An 18,304-nucleotide genomic window follows, 5' to 3' on the forward strand; every position below is an offset into this window, starting at 1 on the left:
GTTAAGAAATAATTGAAATTTTATTTGTTTTTTTAATCACCTCTACAAGCTTCCTAAAAGACTTTATGCTATTATAGCTATGTATTTAAGCAATACTATGACTAGTATAAGGGGTGTTGGCGGATGGAATCTCTTTTTATGAAGAAAAATGAAGCACTTCGCTTTGAATTGCTAAAAGAACTTCTCTACGCACAAAATGGTGTAACTACTAAAGAAATGATGAAAAAATTTACTATTTCCAGCAAGACTTTTTATCGTTACAAACAAAAACTCAACGACGACTTGAATACTGTCTTTTTGCAGCGACAAGTAAAAATACGAAAATCAAAACTTTTTTACAAGATTGAATTAGCAGATTCTTTAACCTTTAGCTATGTGATTGATTCAATGAGACTCTACTATATTAAAAATTCACAGATATTCTCTATTTTAGCTGCACTTTTAAGAAGACACTATGTTTCTGTTGAATCTTTGGCCCAAGATCTTTCATTAAGTCCGTCTCACGTTTATTCAAATTTAAAACGGGTAAAGAATCTTTTATCTCCATTTCATCTAAAGATTTCTTTTGCACCCACGCTTTATCAAACAAACATAATTGGGGAAGAAAAAAATATTCGCGTCTTAGGGTTTATCTTATTTTGGATCATTTTTAAAGGCTTGGAATGGCCGTTTGAAAAAACACCACTTACCTATCAGACGCTTCCAATAGCTGTAGAGGATGAACGACTCTCTTTTTCACAAAAAAATAGAATCCGATATTTTCAAAATGTTACGTTTTGGCGTATCCTCTATAGAAAAGAACATTTGTCTCTGCGAGAAGAATTTATGGACTACCTACGCTTTTTTGAGCAAGAATCGCCTACTTTTTTATTTTCAAAATTAGACCACATTGATTTTGAGTCTATCGATGTAAAAAGCGAATCGTATTTCTTTGGTTTTTTATCTAGATTCCTTGTGGCCAATATCGATTCAGATGAAGAAAAAAAGAATATCGCGGAACATTTTATCAACTCTGAACTTCCAATCGCGTTATTAACGTCAAAGATTTTGAATAAGTTATTACTAGCCTATAACGTCAAACTCACAAGTGATAATTATCTAAAAAATTATTATTTATTGATAATAAACTTATTGTATATTCGTTATGTTGGCGTAGATTTTAGACGATTTTTGGTCAATGATTCTGTTGAGTCTAAGGCAAAATGGTTTTCTCCAAACGAAGATTCTTATCGGTCATTCGTCAAAGAGTCTTTGGTTACAGAACCTTTGTTGAAAAAATATATGAAGCCAGGTTTTATTTCATTAATGGCTAAATTTTTTCATTCCATTTTAAAAAGTGCTGAAAAAGAAGCGAAGTTACTGATTTTTATTCAACATTCGCCTAACAACTTTATCTATGATTTTGTTAAGAATAACTTGCTGATCATTTTTGGTGATTCAACATTAGATTTTACCTTTGATGCAAATGAAGCAGATATCATTATTTCTGATTCATTTGAATTGGAGCAATCAAATGACCGGAGTTTTCATTTCGAACATTCACATGACCCCGAAAGTTGGAAAGCCTTGATTTTATTTATTAGTGGTAAAATCTATGCTCTTCATAATCCTAAGTTAGAGCAGTAGTAGCTTCCTTATCGCACACTACTACTGTTCGTTCATGGTAAAACATTAGAATTTTTTCTTCTATTTCTTCTAGTAACAGAGCAAAATCAAAGCTGTTTGAAAAAGATGAAATAAAGATTACTTTTGCATCTGACTCTAGTTTGTGCAGTTGAACATCTGTCACAATAATGTCCGGTGATTCACGTTGACTTTCTACAAATTCAACTTTATCGCTAAAAATCAAACTGATTTTCTGACGTAGAATAGGCTCTACAAATATTTTAGAATTTTGAATCAGAATCTTGATTTTCGGAAAATCCATTTGTAGAAATTTCGTTAAAATCGTATAGACTACTAGATATACATAATCTGTCACTGTTTCTTGGTTGACAGATTTTTTGATTGTTTTAAAAAATAACCCATATTCTGTTTCTTCGATCAGCTCAGTCATAAGATTTTGAACGCTCATTTGGATTTTTTGCTCTGCTGTATCGGCATGATAAAAACTTTTTTCATCGTAAATGTAATAGAACATTCTAGGATCGATAAAACTAGTCTCAAATAATAAGTGCATCATGTCTATTTCTTTTCGTATCTCCCAATAAACTAACTCGTTCGCCTTCCCTTGAAAAAAAGTAGTCATTATTCTATCCGTTAATAAATTGCTGTACTTTATAAACTTGAAATTCGTTTCATTAAAAAATTTTGGGTATTCATCAATATCAAATGCTTCTTCATGGGATAAACGTTCCTTATAAATCAAAAATAAGACTGCACTTGTTTCATCCCAAGATTGTTGTTCTGTTCTACTCTTATGTAGATGAAAATAGTCAAAGAATACTTTTGTATAAAAACTCTCTTGAAATTGTTCTGCTAATGTAGACAAGACACTTTTTGCTATATTTTTTTTATGACTAATACGAACGTTACAAATATAAAGCACTAGACAGAGTTTTCTTTTTTTAATACTGTCCATCTTGTCCCATTCTTTTATATTGCTACTGAGATAATCATTGATCTCTACATAGCTCTCTTTATCAAAAGTCCAACTATTCAACGCATTTGAAAAAAAGAGAAAAAAGAAATTTCGGATCCTTAATTCGTCCCCTTCTATCTCATTGGTTCGAGTTAGGCTCAATTCACATCGATTCAATATTTTCTGAAGTTTCCTTCGATGACGAGAAAATGTCGCCGGGCTTATAAATTCTATATCACAAAAAGTAATTGCATCGATTCTATCCATCAAAAATAGATGTTTGATCATTTTATATAAAATGGATTGTTTTAAATGTTTGTTACTAATACTGACTATATCTAAATTATTTGCATATACACCTTGCGTTGTCTGATTCATGTAATAAACTTCAAATTGATCTTTTGGAACATCTAATTCCTGCTCAAACTGTTTAATGATCATTGAGACTGTTTTTTTGGAAAGTTTTGTGGCTTTCCCAATTTCTGCTAAGCTCACTTCCTTTCTTTGATTGTCTACATAACTTAAAACACTTATTCGTCTATCATAAACATCGTCCAAAAAAATACGCACATTTATTCACCCTCTTTTTATCGTTTTGATTTCTTTTTCCAACATTTTCGACATCGTTATTATCATAACTGTTTCTCATTTTTCTTTTTTTCCTTTTATTCCTCCTATCGAGGAGTTTTTGAAATAGCATTCACTAATAATATAATAATTTTCTTTTCTAATTTACTTTGTTGAGTCCTTTTTTTCGACAAAAAAAAAGAATCCCTCTTTATCCAAATCACTATTTGTTTGAAAAAAACCAATACAAACCCTACAATGAAGCTATTTCCAACTCCTTCTTTTTTTAATTGGCCTCGCTATTTTTAGTTCTTAATTTATTCTTATTTTTCCGAAAAAAGTTATATATATTTTATAAAAAAGGAGCGTAGCACGTTTTTTATTCTCTTTATTTCCTTCTTGATTTACACAAAAAATAATTTTCAAAGAAGAATTTTTTTAAAGAATTCTACCTTTTTCTCTAACATTTTGTTCCTTAAATATTTCTTTTATTCTATTTTTCTTTTTCTTCTTCCTTTAGTAATTTATTTGAAAGAAATTTTTTATCAAAAAATATATAATGTATTATTGCCAAAAATACATATTAGCGTTCATTACAAGTAACACTTTCATCAGAACGGTAAGGAGATTTATTTCATTGAAAATTAAAATACTGCACTTATTTGAGTTAATTGCACTAACATTCTTTGTTAACATAGTTTTTTTCTCAACGATCGTTTACGCCGATTCTACCGAGTTACTGGAGATGACGATTATTCCTCGGGGAGATGCAAAAACAGAACAGGGAAAAGAGCAACGGAGAAATGCTCATACTTCTTTTGAATCTACAGGTATTTTTTTACCAAAAGACGAGGAAATCATTATTTATGTAGAAGAAGCACCAGAAAATCTGGAATTGCGCGTTGGGCAATGGGGAAATTATACGAATGTTGCCGGACTTACGGATGGAAAGCTTCAGTTCAATTCTGGAAAAGTAAAACTCAAGCAAGGAGAGAATCGCTTCACCAATCCTTTAACTGGGGGAATGGTTTATTTCATCAACTCATCCACAACACAAACTATTCACGTTCGTTTATCTAAAACCATTAATGTTCCTTATTTCATCCAAGGAAAAACTTCTGTTGAGGACTTTAAAGCATCTTTAGAAGCATTTAATGATGTACCGTTTATGGAATTCGTGAATGAGGATACCATTGCAACGATTCGAATGGATCGGGCAAAGGATATTTTTCTTCAAGGGGAACAAGTCGATCGTTTTATGACGTATGTGACTCAAGCGATTCATCTTGAAAATAATGCCGCCGGACTTGATTTTGCTGGTCTTGGCATTACAAAAAAGGCGTTGCAACGTATTCATATCGCTAATCCTTCTGATGGGATCGGAAAGTTTTACTGTACTGATTTTTATTTAGGAATGCATAGTGCGACAACAGGCGATAGAGATGTCTTCAATTCTGGAGAGAATATGACGAATTGGGGCTTATTTCATGAAATTGGTCATTCTTATCAGAACCCTTTTTATACTTGGGATAATATGAGTGAAGTAACTGTTAATATTTATTCGGATTATGTACAATCTCATCTTTCTGGCAACAACAGTCCCTATGATGCCATCATGAGTCCGAACAACAAAAACAATAATTACCGGGCAAAAGTTGCTCGCTATTTTACCAATATGCAAAATGATCCATCATGGAATATGGATTCGGAAATAGCGAAATATCCAACAGATTTTTATTTTGCCGCATTAGGAATGTACGTTACCTTGCCTAGAGCATTTGGCTACGAGTTTTATCCAGAGCTGAATAAGTTATATCGTGCTACACCTGCTTCCGAACTGCCGATTACCAGTGATGAGAAAAAACAATTTTTTATTATTATGGCTTCTAAAATAGCGAATCGAGATTTGACGCCTTATTTTGATTTTTGGCATTTTCCAGTTAATGAGGATACAAAACAGACATTGGCGGATCTCAATTTGCCTGCCTTAGAAAAAGAAATTTGGAAAGATATTCTTGCAACTGAACAAGAAGAACAAGACGGCACATATCGTATTTCAGATAGCTCTTACACATTACCTTACGCTGACTTAGATCCAACAACGCCTTTGGTAACAATCCCTTTTAAAGATGTGAATCATTTTTCATTAGAAAAATATTTTTCTAATCTTCATTCAGAACCGCTTGTTTCGCCCGTTCACTATCTTAAAAGTGAGCTTGCTGATCCGACGAGTTTTACCAGACAAGATGGATATGCTTATTTTGAAAATGAGCGGATGATCAAAAATAGGTTTAATGTGCCAACCCAAATCGTCCCGAACAATACTTATGTGATGGCGGGGCAGAACGGTTCTTATGCTGCTATAGATTATGACCCTAGCACGCAAGAGCTTGTCGCTATCGGAAACCACAAACAGATCTTGCAAAACATTCCGAACACTATTTACCCTAAAGTAACCGTTTATAGCGCAAAAATGAAAGAGAAAAAATTCTATGCTGAAGCTTATGGTCGTGATACTGGAATTGGTTTTGCAGCGAAATTAAATGCTCTTAAAGTTGCTCAAAATGATATTGTAGAAATCTATCATCGTGAATCTTTCAAACGTGTCTCTCGTTACATCAACGGTCAAAAGGTCACTACAACAAAAGATACCTATTATTACTTGATTACTCCTGACGGATGGAAGGAATTGGATTTTACTCCTATTATCCAATGGAAGCCAACAGAGTTTCCCATCGCAAAAACGTTGACAACAGATGATTTTATCGAGAATTATGATAATCCTGTCAATGGAGAGATCACCTTTTCTTTTGGCGCAACGGTTCCCACAGAAAGTATTCAACAAGGTCAAACGTTATCCAGTTATCTTAGTCAAACAGCCGCTATCCAGGCTAATAATACTCTATTTGGCGCAGTAGGTGAGTATACGGTTCCGTTTAATTACTATTTTGAAGATACGATCGTCATCCCAAGACATGGAGGATATGGTACGATTTTGACCTTCGATAAGGATAAGAAAAAACTGATTGCACAAGGAGCTGATCCGTATACAATGAATGGATCTGACCCTTCGACAACGCCTTTAGTCACGTTAAAAATCACTTATTTCAATAAAGAGAAAACACCAACGCAAATAGAAGTAAAAAATAATACACGGGCTAACGCCTTCACAAAAATGGTCAACGATCAAACTATTGAACTAGAAGTAGGCGATATTATAGAAATCGCACATACTAGAATCAATCAAGAGGCCATTTCGTTAGATCCAGATAGTAAACTGTACATCACAAAAGCCTTGACTACTTTTGTTGAAGGCAAAAAACAGGATACATTCACAGGTCCTATTCAATCCTTTTTAGTTACAAATCAAGGTTTAAAACTATATGAAGACCCTAATGATTTAGTCGGCAAGGTCATCGTGCATTACGTAGATGAACAGAACAACCCCATTTATGAACCCGATGTTTTAACTGGCAAAATAGGCGAAGCTTACACAACAGAACCTAAAGCTATTGAAGGCTACACTTTAACCGAATCTCCTATAAATGACCGAGGGCAATTCAATGTAGACGACCAATCTGTTCAGTATGTTTACACCAAAGAAGGGAAATTGTCCCTTGATGTAGTGCCGTCTATTAAATTTGGTACCCATCCAATTTCTCGAAAAGAACTGTTCATTACGGCTGAGTCTTCATCTGAATCAAACAATTATATTCAAGTCACTGACACTAGGGCAAATCCAGGAAATTGGGTCTTACAAGTTCAACAAAGTCAGCAATTCAGAACATCTAACAATACCGTTTTAGAAGGAGCACTCTTTTCTATCTCGAATCTTTCCCCAGAAATGATAAGCGATGGCACAAAAGTACCTTCTGGTATAAATTCGGATTTCACGTTAACTTTTGATGAGCACGAGCTAGGATCTGTTGAAACTGTTTTAACATCCAAACAAGGTGAAGGGGGCGGAACTTGGCGGTTTCACTTCAACGAACCTACGACAGATTCAAGTAGCGTTCATTTATTAGTTCCTGAAAATGCCGTTAAGCTAAATGGTTCGTTTTCTAGTGAACTACTTTGGACTCTAGCAACGATTCCTTAAATGATTTGAACGTTGCCTTTCGTTTTTTAGATAACTCCTAAAAATTCAGTATTTTTATAAAACAATAAAAGCCTAAAGGTTCTACAATTTTAGAAGTAAAATTGTAGAACCTTTTTTTGAATTCAATTATATTCAGTAACTCATTTATACGTTTCTGTCCGCTGTCTGATCTCTTGTTTATGCATTTCTTTTAATTTTTTTGGCACAATGACTCTCACACCATTACCAAACATCATTAAAAATGGCAGAATGTTTTTTTGCAGATCTGCGTAACAGGTGACTTCTATATAGGAATCTGTGACTTGAATCTCTTTATCAGTATAATAGTCATATAGTTTTCCTAAATCTTCTTTTCTAAAACGCAGTTGAATCTTCTCGGTATTTGTTTCAATACCCCTTCGCTTAGAATGATCCTTAGCCACGAATGTCTCTTTTTTTATTATTATTTGACGAATTCTAGTCACTTTAAAGTCTCTATACGCTGATCGAGACTCACAATAGGAATAAATATACCAGCTACCGTTCTTTAACATCATTTCATATGGATGAATCACTCGTTGCGTATACGTGCCTTTATTATCAATGTACTTAATCTGTAATTTTCTATTTTGTTTTAACGCTTGATTGATGTCATTCATTTTCTCTTTGGTCTCTTTTTCAATCTCTAGTCGGTGCAATGTAGGGGATTCAAATGAAAAACGTGCTTTAGGTTGTTGCTCTTTGACTGTTCCTGATTGCATCTGCTGAATTTTTTCTTTGATTATATTTTGTTGATCAATAATTCCAAATAAGCCTTCTTTTACGTTTAAAGCATTGAGAATATCTTGCTTTTCTTCACCACTATAGGTATACGTTCGTAATTTGAATGTGTTCATTATAGAAAAGCCACCCTTTCTACCTGGATGGGAAATGATTGGGAACCCTGCTAATTCAATTGTTTCAATATCCCTAAAAATGGTTCTTTTATTTACCTCAAATCGTTCAGCTAATTCAGCTGTTGAAATGATCTCATTGTCTAAAAGTAAGACAATAATTGATACGATTCGTTCTATCTTTTTCATATTTGTCTCCTCTTATAGCAATTTTTATTTAGTAACATCCCTACAGTAGGCAAAAAGAGATAAAACTAGCATATAGCACACTAATCTTATCCCTTTGATTTTTAAGTACTTACTCTCGATACTTAATTGCTAGGCCCTTTAAGAAATTCCTTGCATAACGATCGCCACATTCTTTGTAATTTCGGTGTCCTTCTTTTCGAAGAATCGCACTCAATTCACTGTCAGAAGCATACACACCAGCAAGTCTCAATACATCCAACATATCATCACTTGTCAAAGTTAACGCAATTTTCACTTTCTTCAATAAAACATTATTAACATTACTTTGACTCGTAATCAAAAAGGTTGGCTTCGGTACAACACCATTCTTTAAAGGCGGTGTGCCTCTCTTATAAGTAATCAATCCATTTAAGAAAGATTCTAGTGTTTTATTATCACAAACTGCATCCCGTGGAAGTTCATCTTCTTCATTTTGCTTTGTTAGTAGCACCCGTAGCTCATCTCTTGTGATGACTAAACCACCTAAGTTAAAAATTTTGATCATGTCTGTATCTTTAATATCTAATGCATAGCGCAAACGAATCAATATATCGTTGTTATTCATCTTTCTCCTCCAGAAAATATATCATTATGTCCTAGTATAAAGCTTTCTTTCGGAGAATGCATCTTTTTATTTTGATTTGTTTGAATTGCTGTACGAATAAAAAAATGTTGAAAAGCAGCCTTACGCTAGCTTTTCAACATTTATCTACTTCTTTATTTTAAAGACACATTCTTATAATAAGGAGCGCCAATTGCACGGTAAACCAAACCTTCTACACGATCATTCACTAGGAATGCTTCTGATGCTTGATAAAGTGGTGTAACTGGTGAATTATCCATCAATACTTTTTGAGCATCTAATAATGTATTCCAACGTTTTTCGTTTTCTGTAGCATACGTTGTTGCTGATTCTGTTAGCAATTTGTCGAATTCTTCATTACTGAACTTACCGTAGTTTTGTTCGCCATTTGTTCTAAACAATTGTAAGAAATCATACGGATCAGCATACGTTGCTGCCCAACCAGCTAAAACAACATCAAAGTCACCTTTGCTCATTTGGTCTAAACGGTTTTTAAATGGCACACTTGAGATTGTCACTTTTAGACCTTTTAGATTTTCAGTTAATAATCCTTGGATATATTCTGCCATTTTTTTCGCTGTATCAATATCTGATGTTAATAATGTCACTTCAGCTGAGTCGATCCCTAATTCTTTTTTGGCATCTTCCCATAGTTTTTTCCCGCCTTCAATATCTGTTTTCATCAAAGCGCCTGCTTCTTCAGCAAAATCTTTTCCTGTTTCTTGATTCGCAATTCCTTTTGGTACAAAAGCTTCAATAGCCATTGAGCCATCTTTTAAAATATTTTTAGCGATTTGATCTGAATTGATCAGTTTTGTGATCGCATTTCGAGCGTTTTTATTCGCAAATACTTTATTTTCTGTGTTGTATTGTAAATATGAAGTGGATGGATAGATACGTTTTACTAATTCTGGATTGTCTAATTCTTGATCCACATATTCACCTTTGATTGGTGCGATATCTGTATCACCCGCTTTGAATAAATTCACATTTGTACCGATTTCTTTACTTACTTGAACATTGACTTCGTCTAATTTTACTTTGTCTGCTGCTCTATAGTGGTCATTTTTTAGATATTTCCATGTAATACTTGTTCCATCCCAATCAGATAGAGTGAAGGCGCCATTATAAATCATATTGTCACTGTTTGTTCCATATTCTTTGCCTTTTTCTTCAACAAATTTTTCGTTCAATGGATAAAATGTTGGTTTTGCTAAAAGCGAAGATAAATATGGAATTGGGTATTCTAAGTTGATTTCTAATGTATAATCGTCTACTGCTTTGACCCCTAAATCTGCTGCTGGTTTTTCGCCTTTAGAAATCGCTTTGTAGTTTTCAAAGCCATCAAATAAATACGCATATTCTGAACCTGTTTTCGGATCAACTGTACGTTTCCATGAGTAAACAAAATCTTTTGCTGTTACAGGATCGCCATTGCTCCATTTTGCATCGTCACGTAAGTTGATTGTGTATGTTTTTCCATCATTTGTAGGTGTTACAACTTCTTTTGCAATCGCTGGTGCTGAAGTACTGTCATCAGCAAATTCATACAAGCCTTCCATTACTTGGCTAATTGCTGAAAAACTAACCACATCTGTCGCTTGTGCAATGTCCATCGTTGGAAGTTCCGCACTTTCAATAACTGTTAACACTTGCTTGTTATCGCCACTTGTCTCATCTTTCTTACTTCCTGAACCACATGCCGCAAGTGATACGACTAATAAACCTGCCGCAACAGTTGTTAATGCCCATTTTTTCATGTTCATTTTTTTGTTCCCCCTAATTTTCTGTCTTTAAAAGCTTTCGATTGTCTCTACTGTTAAATCACTCACGATAGCCACCGCTAATTTCTTCGCTGCCTGGTAGTCTTCATATGCAACATACCCATAATGTGTATGTGCATAACGAACTGGAACGCCGATTACAATGGCAGGTACGCCTTTGTTCGTCAAATTAATGATTGCTCCGTTTGTTCCGCCACCTTTTCGAACTGAACTTTGCATTGGTAGTCCATATTTTTCTGCCGTTTCTTTAGCAAAGCGCTGGAAGCGCGGGTTAGTGATCATTGAAACATCAAAGTTTCTAAGCATTGGTCCACGTTTCAATCCGGATTGGATCATATATTCTTCTGAAAAGGTATCATCTGCTGGACAACCTTCAAATACAATCGCAAGATCTGGTTGAAGGTTGTTCATTGCCACTGTTGCACCACGTTCTCCGACCTCTTCTTGAGCCGTCATTGTACCGATCAAATTGAACTCTGAATCTTTTTCAGATAATTCTTTCAGTGTTTCCAGCAAACAAGCACAACCGATACGACAGTCAAAAGCTTTCCCCATCATCACATCGGTTGCTTCAAGATACTCAAAAGTAACATCTGGAATGACAGGATCGCCGATAGCAATATTCAGTTTTTCAACAACCTCTTTTGCACTTGTGCACCCTACATCAATTACCATATCATCGATGGTTTGGACTTCTTTACGTTCCGCATCTGTCATGAAGTGTGGTGGTTTGCTCGCAATGATACCAGGAATTTCACTTCCATTCGCCGTTTTGATTCGTACTCGATGTGCAGGTACCGTATTTGACACCCAGCCACCTAATGGTAAAAAACGCAATGTTCCATTGGGTTTGATGGCTTGAACAATAAATCCAACTTCATCGCTGTGTGCATCAAATACGATCGTAGGTTTGTCTGCTTTGTGTTCCCCAACTTTCATATAGACGTTACGAATATGGTCTTCATCGACTTTGGCAAATGGTTCTGAAAATTCTTTCGCAATCGCTACAACATCGTCTTCAAATCCAGAAACACCAGATGCATTTGATAAACGTTCAATTAACTGTAAAGATTCTTTTTTCGTCATAAGTGTGCGTCGCCTCCTATTGATTTCAACTATTTATAGAACGGATTGAACTGAAAAATAAGGTAAAGCTAAATCAGTCGCAACAGCCTGATTGGTCATCGCGCCATTCAAGGTGTTGACCCCTGATAATAATGCTGGATTTTGTTCTATTGCTTGTTCAAAGCCTTTATTCGCTAACTCCACTACATACTGCAATGTCGCATTGGCCAACGCAAATGTAGCTGTTTGAGGCACTGCTCCCGGCATATTTGCTACGGCATAATGAATCACACCATGTTTTATATACGTTGGAAGGTCATGTGTCGTCACTACATCGATGGTTTCAAAGATTCCACCTTGATCAATGGCAATATCAATGATCACAGAATGTTCTGGCATTGACGCAACCATCTCTTTTGTTACCAAAACGGGTGCCTTATGGCCTGGAATCAGCACAGCGCCAATTACTAAATCAGCATGTCTTACTTCTTCTTGAATATTGAAGTGATTTGAAACCAGTGTTTTTACTGCACCATTAAACTGGTTATCAATTTCTTGTAATTTCTTGATGTTCACATCTAAAATCGTCACATCTGCACCCAATCCTAGTGCGATTTTAGCGGCATTACAACCAGAGATGCCACCACCGATGATCGTTACTTTGCCTTTTTTCACACCGGGCACGCCGCCTAGTAAAATCCCTTTTCCTTCAGGAACTTTTTCTAAAAATTGAGCGCCAATCTGCGCTGCTAATCGTCCAGCAATTTCGCTCATTGGTGCTAATAATGGCAATTCTCCATTCGATAATTGAACGCTTTCATACGCAATGGTATTCGTTTTGCGTTTCATTAGTTCTTCAGCCAATGGTTTGTTTGCCGCCAAATGTAAGTACGTAAATAACGTCAAGTCTTCCCGTAAATACGGATACTCTTCTTTTAATGGCTCTTTTACTTTTAATACTAATTCTTGCGCCCACGCTTCTTCAGCTGTCGCTACAATTGTCGCCCCCACTGCCATGTATTCTTCATCATGGATCGAAGCGCCTAGTCCAGCATTTGTTTCAACGAAGACTTGGTGTCCGTGTTTAATAAGATCTAAAACCCCCGCAGCTGGTAATGCTACACGATTTTCACCATTTTTTATTTCTTTTGGAATACCTATTTTCATTGTACAGAACCCTCTCTAACGGATTGCTTATTTTTTTACTAATAAGCCACTCATTAGATTATAGTTTAATGAAAGTTCATCCGCAATACATAGAAAAAATTTTTATTTTCTCTTTATTTTTTAATGCTTCTTTTACTAAAAACGCCTGAAAATAAATCATAATGCGACTTATTCCAGACGTTTTTTTATTCTCTATTTAACTTCAACTTTTAAACGCCATGATGTCCCACAACGATCAACGATTTCATTCAAGGTGTCAATATTTTCTTTTCCTTGTGTCGCAAACCAATCACGACCTGCTGCTTCCCCTTTGGCAGCAAACGGTTTAACGCCATCACGCCATGTTGCACGACCACATAGAACCCCACTAAATTCAGAGCCTGCTTCTTTTGCAAATTCCAATGTTTCTTGGAATAGCTTCGTCGAAACTCCTGCACTAAGAAAAATAAAGGGTAGTTCTGTTAATTCACTTTGTTTTTTAAAATAGCCTAAGGCTTCTTTTTTACTATATACTACTTCATTTTCAGCAAAACCTTCTACATAATTCATATTGACAGGTACTTCCATCTTTAATACATCGATATGATAGTGTGCTTTAGAAAACTCGACCATTGATTCCAACACTTTATGTGGTTTAACTCTAGCAAATGCGGCTGAGCTGGCATCTGTAATTTCAGTATCGTAGGTTACGATCTCTACAAAAAGCGGTATATCTTCACCTAAACATTCACTACCTAAGCGTTCCACAAAGATATGTTTCAACTGATTGATCGCAGCTGGTTCATCCGGATCATAATAAAGTAAAAATTTGATAGCATCCGCTCCTGCTTCTTTCAACCGTGCTACCGACCACTTCTCCAATAAATCTGGCATTCTACCAGGTGTTGAGGTATCATAGCCTGTCTTTTCATATGCCAACAATAAACCACAATTTTTGTCACGTACTTTCGTTGCTGGCAATCCGTATTCTGGATCAAGTAAAATTGCTGATGCATAGGGGGTTAATTCTTCTGAGGCAACTTTCTTAAAATCAACGATTTCTTCTCCTGTAGCCATTGTGCTAGCTGTGGCGATCATCTTTTTCAATGATCCACGTTGGTCGATTGCCAATGCTTCGATCAACCCTTTTTCATTGGATAAGCGATTGAGGGCGTCCATTTTTGCTTGACTGATTTTGATCATAGTGATGACTCCTTTACTCTTTTTTGAGGGAAAACCTCTCTTACTTTGAGTATACGCTCTGGCATTTATAAAGACAAAAGAGAGGACTTTCTATACTCCTTTTAAAAAGAGCTTAGCGATGAGAGGATTCCTCACTCATCTGCTAAGCTCATCGACCTTTATTCTTACTTTGTCTTTTGCGCTGTCACTGTAAAGTTATCAATCACTAAATCATATGCGCCTCCAGTTGTATAAATACCAAACGTTGTATTTCCTGAAGCATCACCGATAATTTCAGCCTCGTATTTCCTTGTTTTTCCATCTGCTGATGTTGGTACGATCGACCCTGCTTTTTTAAGATCTGGAAGTGATTTAAATTCACCTGTTACTGCTCCAGCAGAGAAAACGTCTTTCCCGTCTGTTTGATAGTCAAAACGCACGGTATATTTTTTACCTGCTTCAAATTTCACATTTTGAGGAGTTGTTTGAAGCATCAAACCTGTTCCTTGTTTATGCGCTTTTAAAGACCAATTTCCTGATAGTACATCGGATACTTTATTGTCATTCCACCCATATTGAGTATAGGGCTCGTTTTTCTCTGATAAGTGGACTCTTGGATCTTCCACACCACCTGCTGGTCCTTTAACAAATGGGAATAGACCTAATGCTTGGGTATCTTCAAAATCTTGTTTAATGATGACGTCATTTGTTAGGTTTGAAACGTCTGTTTGGCGTTCAATAATGCGGATATCATCAAATTTTGTTTTGTTCGTCCCTGCTTCTGTTGCTAAGGTAAGTGTCACTTTTTTAGCATTTTCAGGCACCATAAAATCTAGTCTGGCATTTTGCATGTACTGCGGATACTTGTTACTTGTATGATTAATATCGGCTTGAATGTAGTTTTGAACAACAGAATTTGTGTATTCTTTTGAATAGGTTTTCCCGTCGACATCTAGTAAAATGCTTGCTTTTCTATCATGGGTTTCTGTATTAACGTAAAGACTGTATTTGCCTGTTTTTGGTACTGTCAGTTCTTGTTTGATAGTCATTGCTTGTTTGCCTGCATTTAAAACGTAGTCTCCATTCGGGTCTTTGATGACTGCTGCATCTCCCTCGATAACTTGCCAGTTTTTCGCTAAGGTATCTTTTTCATTAAAGCCAGGATCTTTCACTCCTGTTCCCGTACCAAATTTAATTGGTTCAGTAGTAGTTGGTTCGGCAATGACATATGGTGTTTTGGCTTCTGCTTGAATCGTGACCTTGTCTCCAGCAATACTAGCTGCACCTTTGTCTTTTCTGCCTTGATCTGTTAATTCGTATACATGTAAGTTTGTTTTCTTTTGTAGCGTATCTGGCACCACCCAGGTTGTTGTCCCTCCCCTTTCATTCCAATGATATAGTTTAAGTTGATCATTGACTGTCCATGGTAATAAATAGGTGCTGCCTTTTAATACGTCAACGCCATTTAAGGTTATACGTTTTTCAGCATCGGCACTAGTTTTCGTTACAACTACTTTTTCAGTATCCTTTGCTAGTTTGATGGTACCGTATAGCTGACCATCACCCGCAGTGGTTGTATCCCAGTTCGTGATTTGATAGTGCTGTAAAAATTTTGTTGGAACATTGATCGCAAAGGTTTTTTCTATATATGAATTGAAATTGGTTTTGCCAACCCAACCTTCATATGCTTCAAACTCTGCTCCGCCTAATAATGGATTATCAGAAATGATCCATGTATCTTTTTGATGGTTGCGAATAAAACGGACGATATTACTGTTGAACCCTTTCATCGATGTTCCGCCGTATGCTTTTTCAGCTGACCAGTGATTCCAAATGGAGTCATATTCTAATGCATTAGGAAATTCATTCGCCGTGATCCATCCTAGTCCACTGATTTCTTTGCTTAATTGGCGACTTAGCCAACCCGCTTCTCCTTGGTTTCCCCAAACGTCTACATAAATGTAATCGAGATTCGGTACATTTTGCTTCAATTCTTTAAAACGTTCCAAGCGATTTCCACTAATTGTATCCGGTCGTTGTTTAATGAAATATGACGGATCGAGCCAGTCCCAACCTCGTTTTGTTGGGTCGACTAAGTCTTCACTAAATGATTTTGCTTCTGGATAAGACTCAGTATCATTAACGTGTACACCGAATATAGCATTCAGTTTATGCCCTTCCTCGATCAGTTCATTCAGTTCTTTCTCACCACCCTGTCGTTTACCAACAGCTCCGTAATCTGGGTGAGCTGAATCATGCCCTTCATTTTGATACCCTTTTAATAGATTCATTTGACCTAAACCGTCTGTCAGATTGTAAACACGTTTTGATTCGTCTAACGTTACTGAAAATGGATTGGTTGCCTGACTAGCAAAATTGAACGGAATTCGTTGATTGACTAGTTCAGGTACTTTTTCTGCTCCAACGGGATTATTCATGATTGCCCGATAATTGATTGCAGCATCTTGCCAATCGACTTTTCCATCATCATTTAGGTCTTTTGCAAATTTGATTTTTACTTCTGGTATTTCACCTGTCAAATAAGTATCTGGTGCGTCGAATGGGCGATAGGTCCAAGCCCCACTCCATAATGATGTAACATAACCTGATTCGGTCTCTTTCGTTTGCTTATAGATACGGTTATTATCGCTGTTGTCTACTGTTTTATCTCCGTAGGCATTCGTCCAAAAACTAGCAGCGTAGGTATCTGTATTTAAAAATCCGTACATATATTGTTTAGTGCCCACTTCGTTTGTGGTCATTAAGTTCTGGAAAGTGTCGCCATTTTTATTGCCATTATTAGCATTAGTGCCAGTATTCATGACTACTCCTGCAAATGCAGCCCCAGCATCCGTACTATTTACAGAAAGCAATCCTTGGTTGGCTATTGCAAGGGTATGGATTTTCGTCATGCCCTCTTTAATATCTACTATTTTCATAGACACTTCTTGTCCATCAGAAACAGTGAAATGAACGTTAAACGTCAAGCCTACTGTTGGAACTGTCACGTGATACGTTGCTTTATTCTTCGCCGTTGCCTCTTTCACAGCAGTTGCTTCATACGATTTCCCATCAATCAAGACTTGGTTGATTTTTTCGTGTTGGCCTTTAAACATACTCTTTTTATCGTTTGGATTTTCATAGCGAATCACCCTTGGAAAAGTTGGATCTAAGATAGCGGTAATATCCGTTGATGAAATTTCATCACCCTCTTCATTACTTCCATCATCTATAACCGTCACTGTTGCTTTTGCTTTTAGCGTTGTTCCAGCAACGGTGCCTAGAACATCAAAGCTACCGACTTTTTCATAAGATGCAGGTGGGATACTATCCCATGTCACTTTCTCTTCTTTTTGATTACCAGTATTGTAGCTAGCTTTGACTGTTGGTGGGAGTGACGGTGTTACACCTATTTTTGTAAAAACTTTGACTGGTGCTAACTCAATAATTTCGGGGATTATTTCTGGTAAGGTGTCCTTGTCGCCGTTTTTAAAGTATTGATAGCTGACTGTTTTTTGATCATACCAAGTTCTAACACCAATGCGTCCTGATGTTGTCGGTATTTTACTCCCATTTGCCAAGACTGGTTCTCCGTCATAAAACTGTGTACCATTTAGCCAAATCGTGATCTTTGTTCCAACATAACGAACCTTCAAAACATAAGTCGTATCAGCTGCCAAATTAGGTCCTGAAATGCCGTCGTTCCAAGATATCGGACTTTCAACAAGCCATTTACCATTGACATTATAGCCTACAAAAACCCAACTATCTTTTGATGCACCTCTAATGATTACACCTGTACGTCCTTCTCCTGAATTAAATTTGAATGCTGTTTCTATTTCTCCATCTGCTTTTTGTGGTGAATCTAAATTGATAGCTACCGCATTATTGCCCGCTTCTGTTTTTCGAGAAACATCCAATGCATTGTTTTTCAAGGTCCTGTTTGTTCCACCAACTAAATCTTGCCAATTGCCTAACTGTCCATCTTGAAAGCTTGTCTGCCAATAGTTGTCCATCGCTGTAGGTTCTGTTGTAGCTTGTAGTTGTTCTTGACCACTGTTTCCATTTTCTGTTTCAGCTTGAACAGTTAACGGGACGACTATTACCGCACACGTCATTAATGCCAACATACTGATAGATGTTGTCCACTTTTTCTTCATTCCACTGTCACTCTCCATCTCTTTTTAAATGCGCTAT

At 36.3% G+C, this 18,304-nt stretch carries 10 protein-coding genes; 2 read left to right on the forward strand and 8 right to left on the reverse strand.

What is annotated here, in order from left to right:
* Positions 1-138: 138 nt before the first annotated feature.
* On the forward strand, positions 139-1,626 hold the full coding sequence (locus I586_RS11750; RefSeq protein WP_010766355.1) for a helix-turn-helix domain-containing protein: 1,488 nt from the start codon (positions 139-141) through the stop codon (positions 1,624-1,626).
* On the opposite strand, the gene I586_RS11755 is transcribed toward I586_RS11750, so the two are convergent.
* Positions 1,610-3,151 (reverse strand): helix-turn-helix domain-containing protein, encoded by a 1,542-nt coding sequence (locus tag I586_RS11755; protein WP_010766356.1) that lies wholly within the window; start codon positions 3,149-3,151, stop codon positions 1,610-1,612. The two genes, I586_RS11750 and I586_RS11755, sit on opposite strands and share 17 nt — an antisense overlap.
* A 634-nt stretch (positions 3,152-3,785) precedes the next feature.
* On the opposite strand from I586_RS11755, the gene I586_RS11760 reads away from it, so the two are divergent.
* Positions 3,786-7,247, forward strand: a complete 3,462-nt coding sequence (locus tag I586_RS11760; protein ID WP_010766357.1) for a M60 family metallopeptidase — start codon at positions 3,786-3,788, stop codon at positions 7,245-7,247.
* A 140-nt stretch (positions 7,248-7,387) separates the two neighbouring features.
* On the opposite strand, the gene I586_RS11765 is transcribed toward I586_RS11760, so the two are convergent.
* The 7 genes from I586_RS11765 to I586_RS11795 form a co-directional block, all read right to left on the reverse strand.
* On the reverse strand, positions 7,388-8,308 hold the full coding sequence (locus I586_RS11765; protein WP_010766358.1) for a helix-turn-helix transcriptional regulator: 921 nt from the start codon (positions 8,306-8,308) through the stop codon (positions 7,388-7,390).
* Between the two features lie 109 nt (positions 8,309-8,417).
* Positions 8,418-8,912, reverse strand: coding sequence for a YehS family protein (locus I586_RS11770; protein ID WP_010766359.1), 495 nt, complete (start codon positions 8,910-8,912; stop codon positions 8,418-8,420).
* Between the two features lie 152 nt (positions 8,913-9,064).
* The gene (locus I586_RS11775; protein WP_010766360.1) at positions 9,065-10,696 is read right to left on the reverse strand and encodes a peptide ABC transporter substrate-binding protein; all 1,632 of its coding nucleotides are present in this window, start codon (positions 10,694-10,696) and stop codon (positions 9,065-9,067) included.
* 27 nt (positions 10,697-10,723) lie between these two features.
* Positions 10,724-11,800 carry a M42 family metallopeptidase gene (locus tag I586_RS11780; protein ID WP_010766361.1) on the reverse strand — a complete coding sequence of 359 codons (1,077 nt, stop codon included), beginning with the start codon at positions 11,798-11,800 and terminating at the stop codon, positions 10,724-10,726.
* A 33-nt stretch (positions 11,801-11,833) separates the two neighbouring features.
* Positions 11,834-12,946 (reverse strand): alanine dehydrogenase, encoded by a 1,113-nt coding sequence (gene ald, locus I586_RS11785; protein WP_010766362.1) that lies wholly within the window; start codon positions 12,944-12,946, stop codon positions 11,834-11,836.
* Positions 12,947-13,138: 192 nt separating this feature from the next.
* The gene (lacD, locus tag I586_RS11790; protein ID WP_010766363.1) at positions 13,139-14,128 is read right to left on the reverse strand and encodes a tagatose-bisphosphate aldolase; all 990 of its coding nucleotides are present in this window, start codon (positions 14,126-14,128) and stop codon (positions 13,139-13,141) included.
* A gap of 164 nt (positions 14,129-14,292) precedes the next feature.
* A complete protein-coding gene (locus I586_RS11795; RefSeq protein ID WP_010766364.1) occupies positions 14,293-18,267 on the reverse strand; it encodes an endo-alpha-N-acetylgalactosaminidase family protein in 3,975 nt (1,324 codons plus the stop codon).
* Positions 18,268-18,304: the final 37 nt, after the last annotated feature.

This window comes from Enterococcus moraviensis ATCC BAA-383 (assembly GCF_000407445.1).
GTDB lineage: Bacteria > Bacillota > Bacilli > Lactobacillales > Enterococcaceae > Enterococcus_L > Enterococcus_L moraviensis.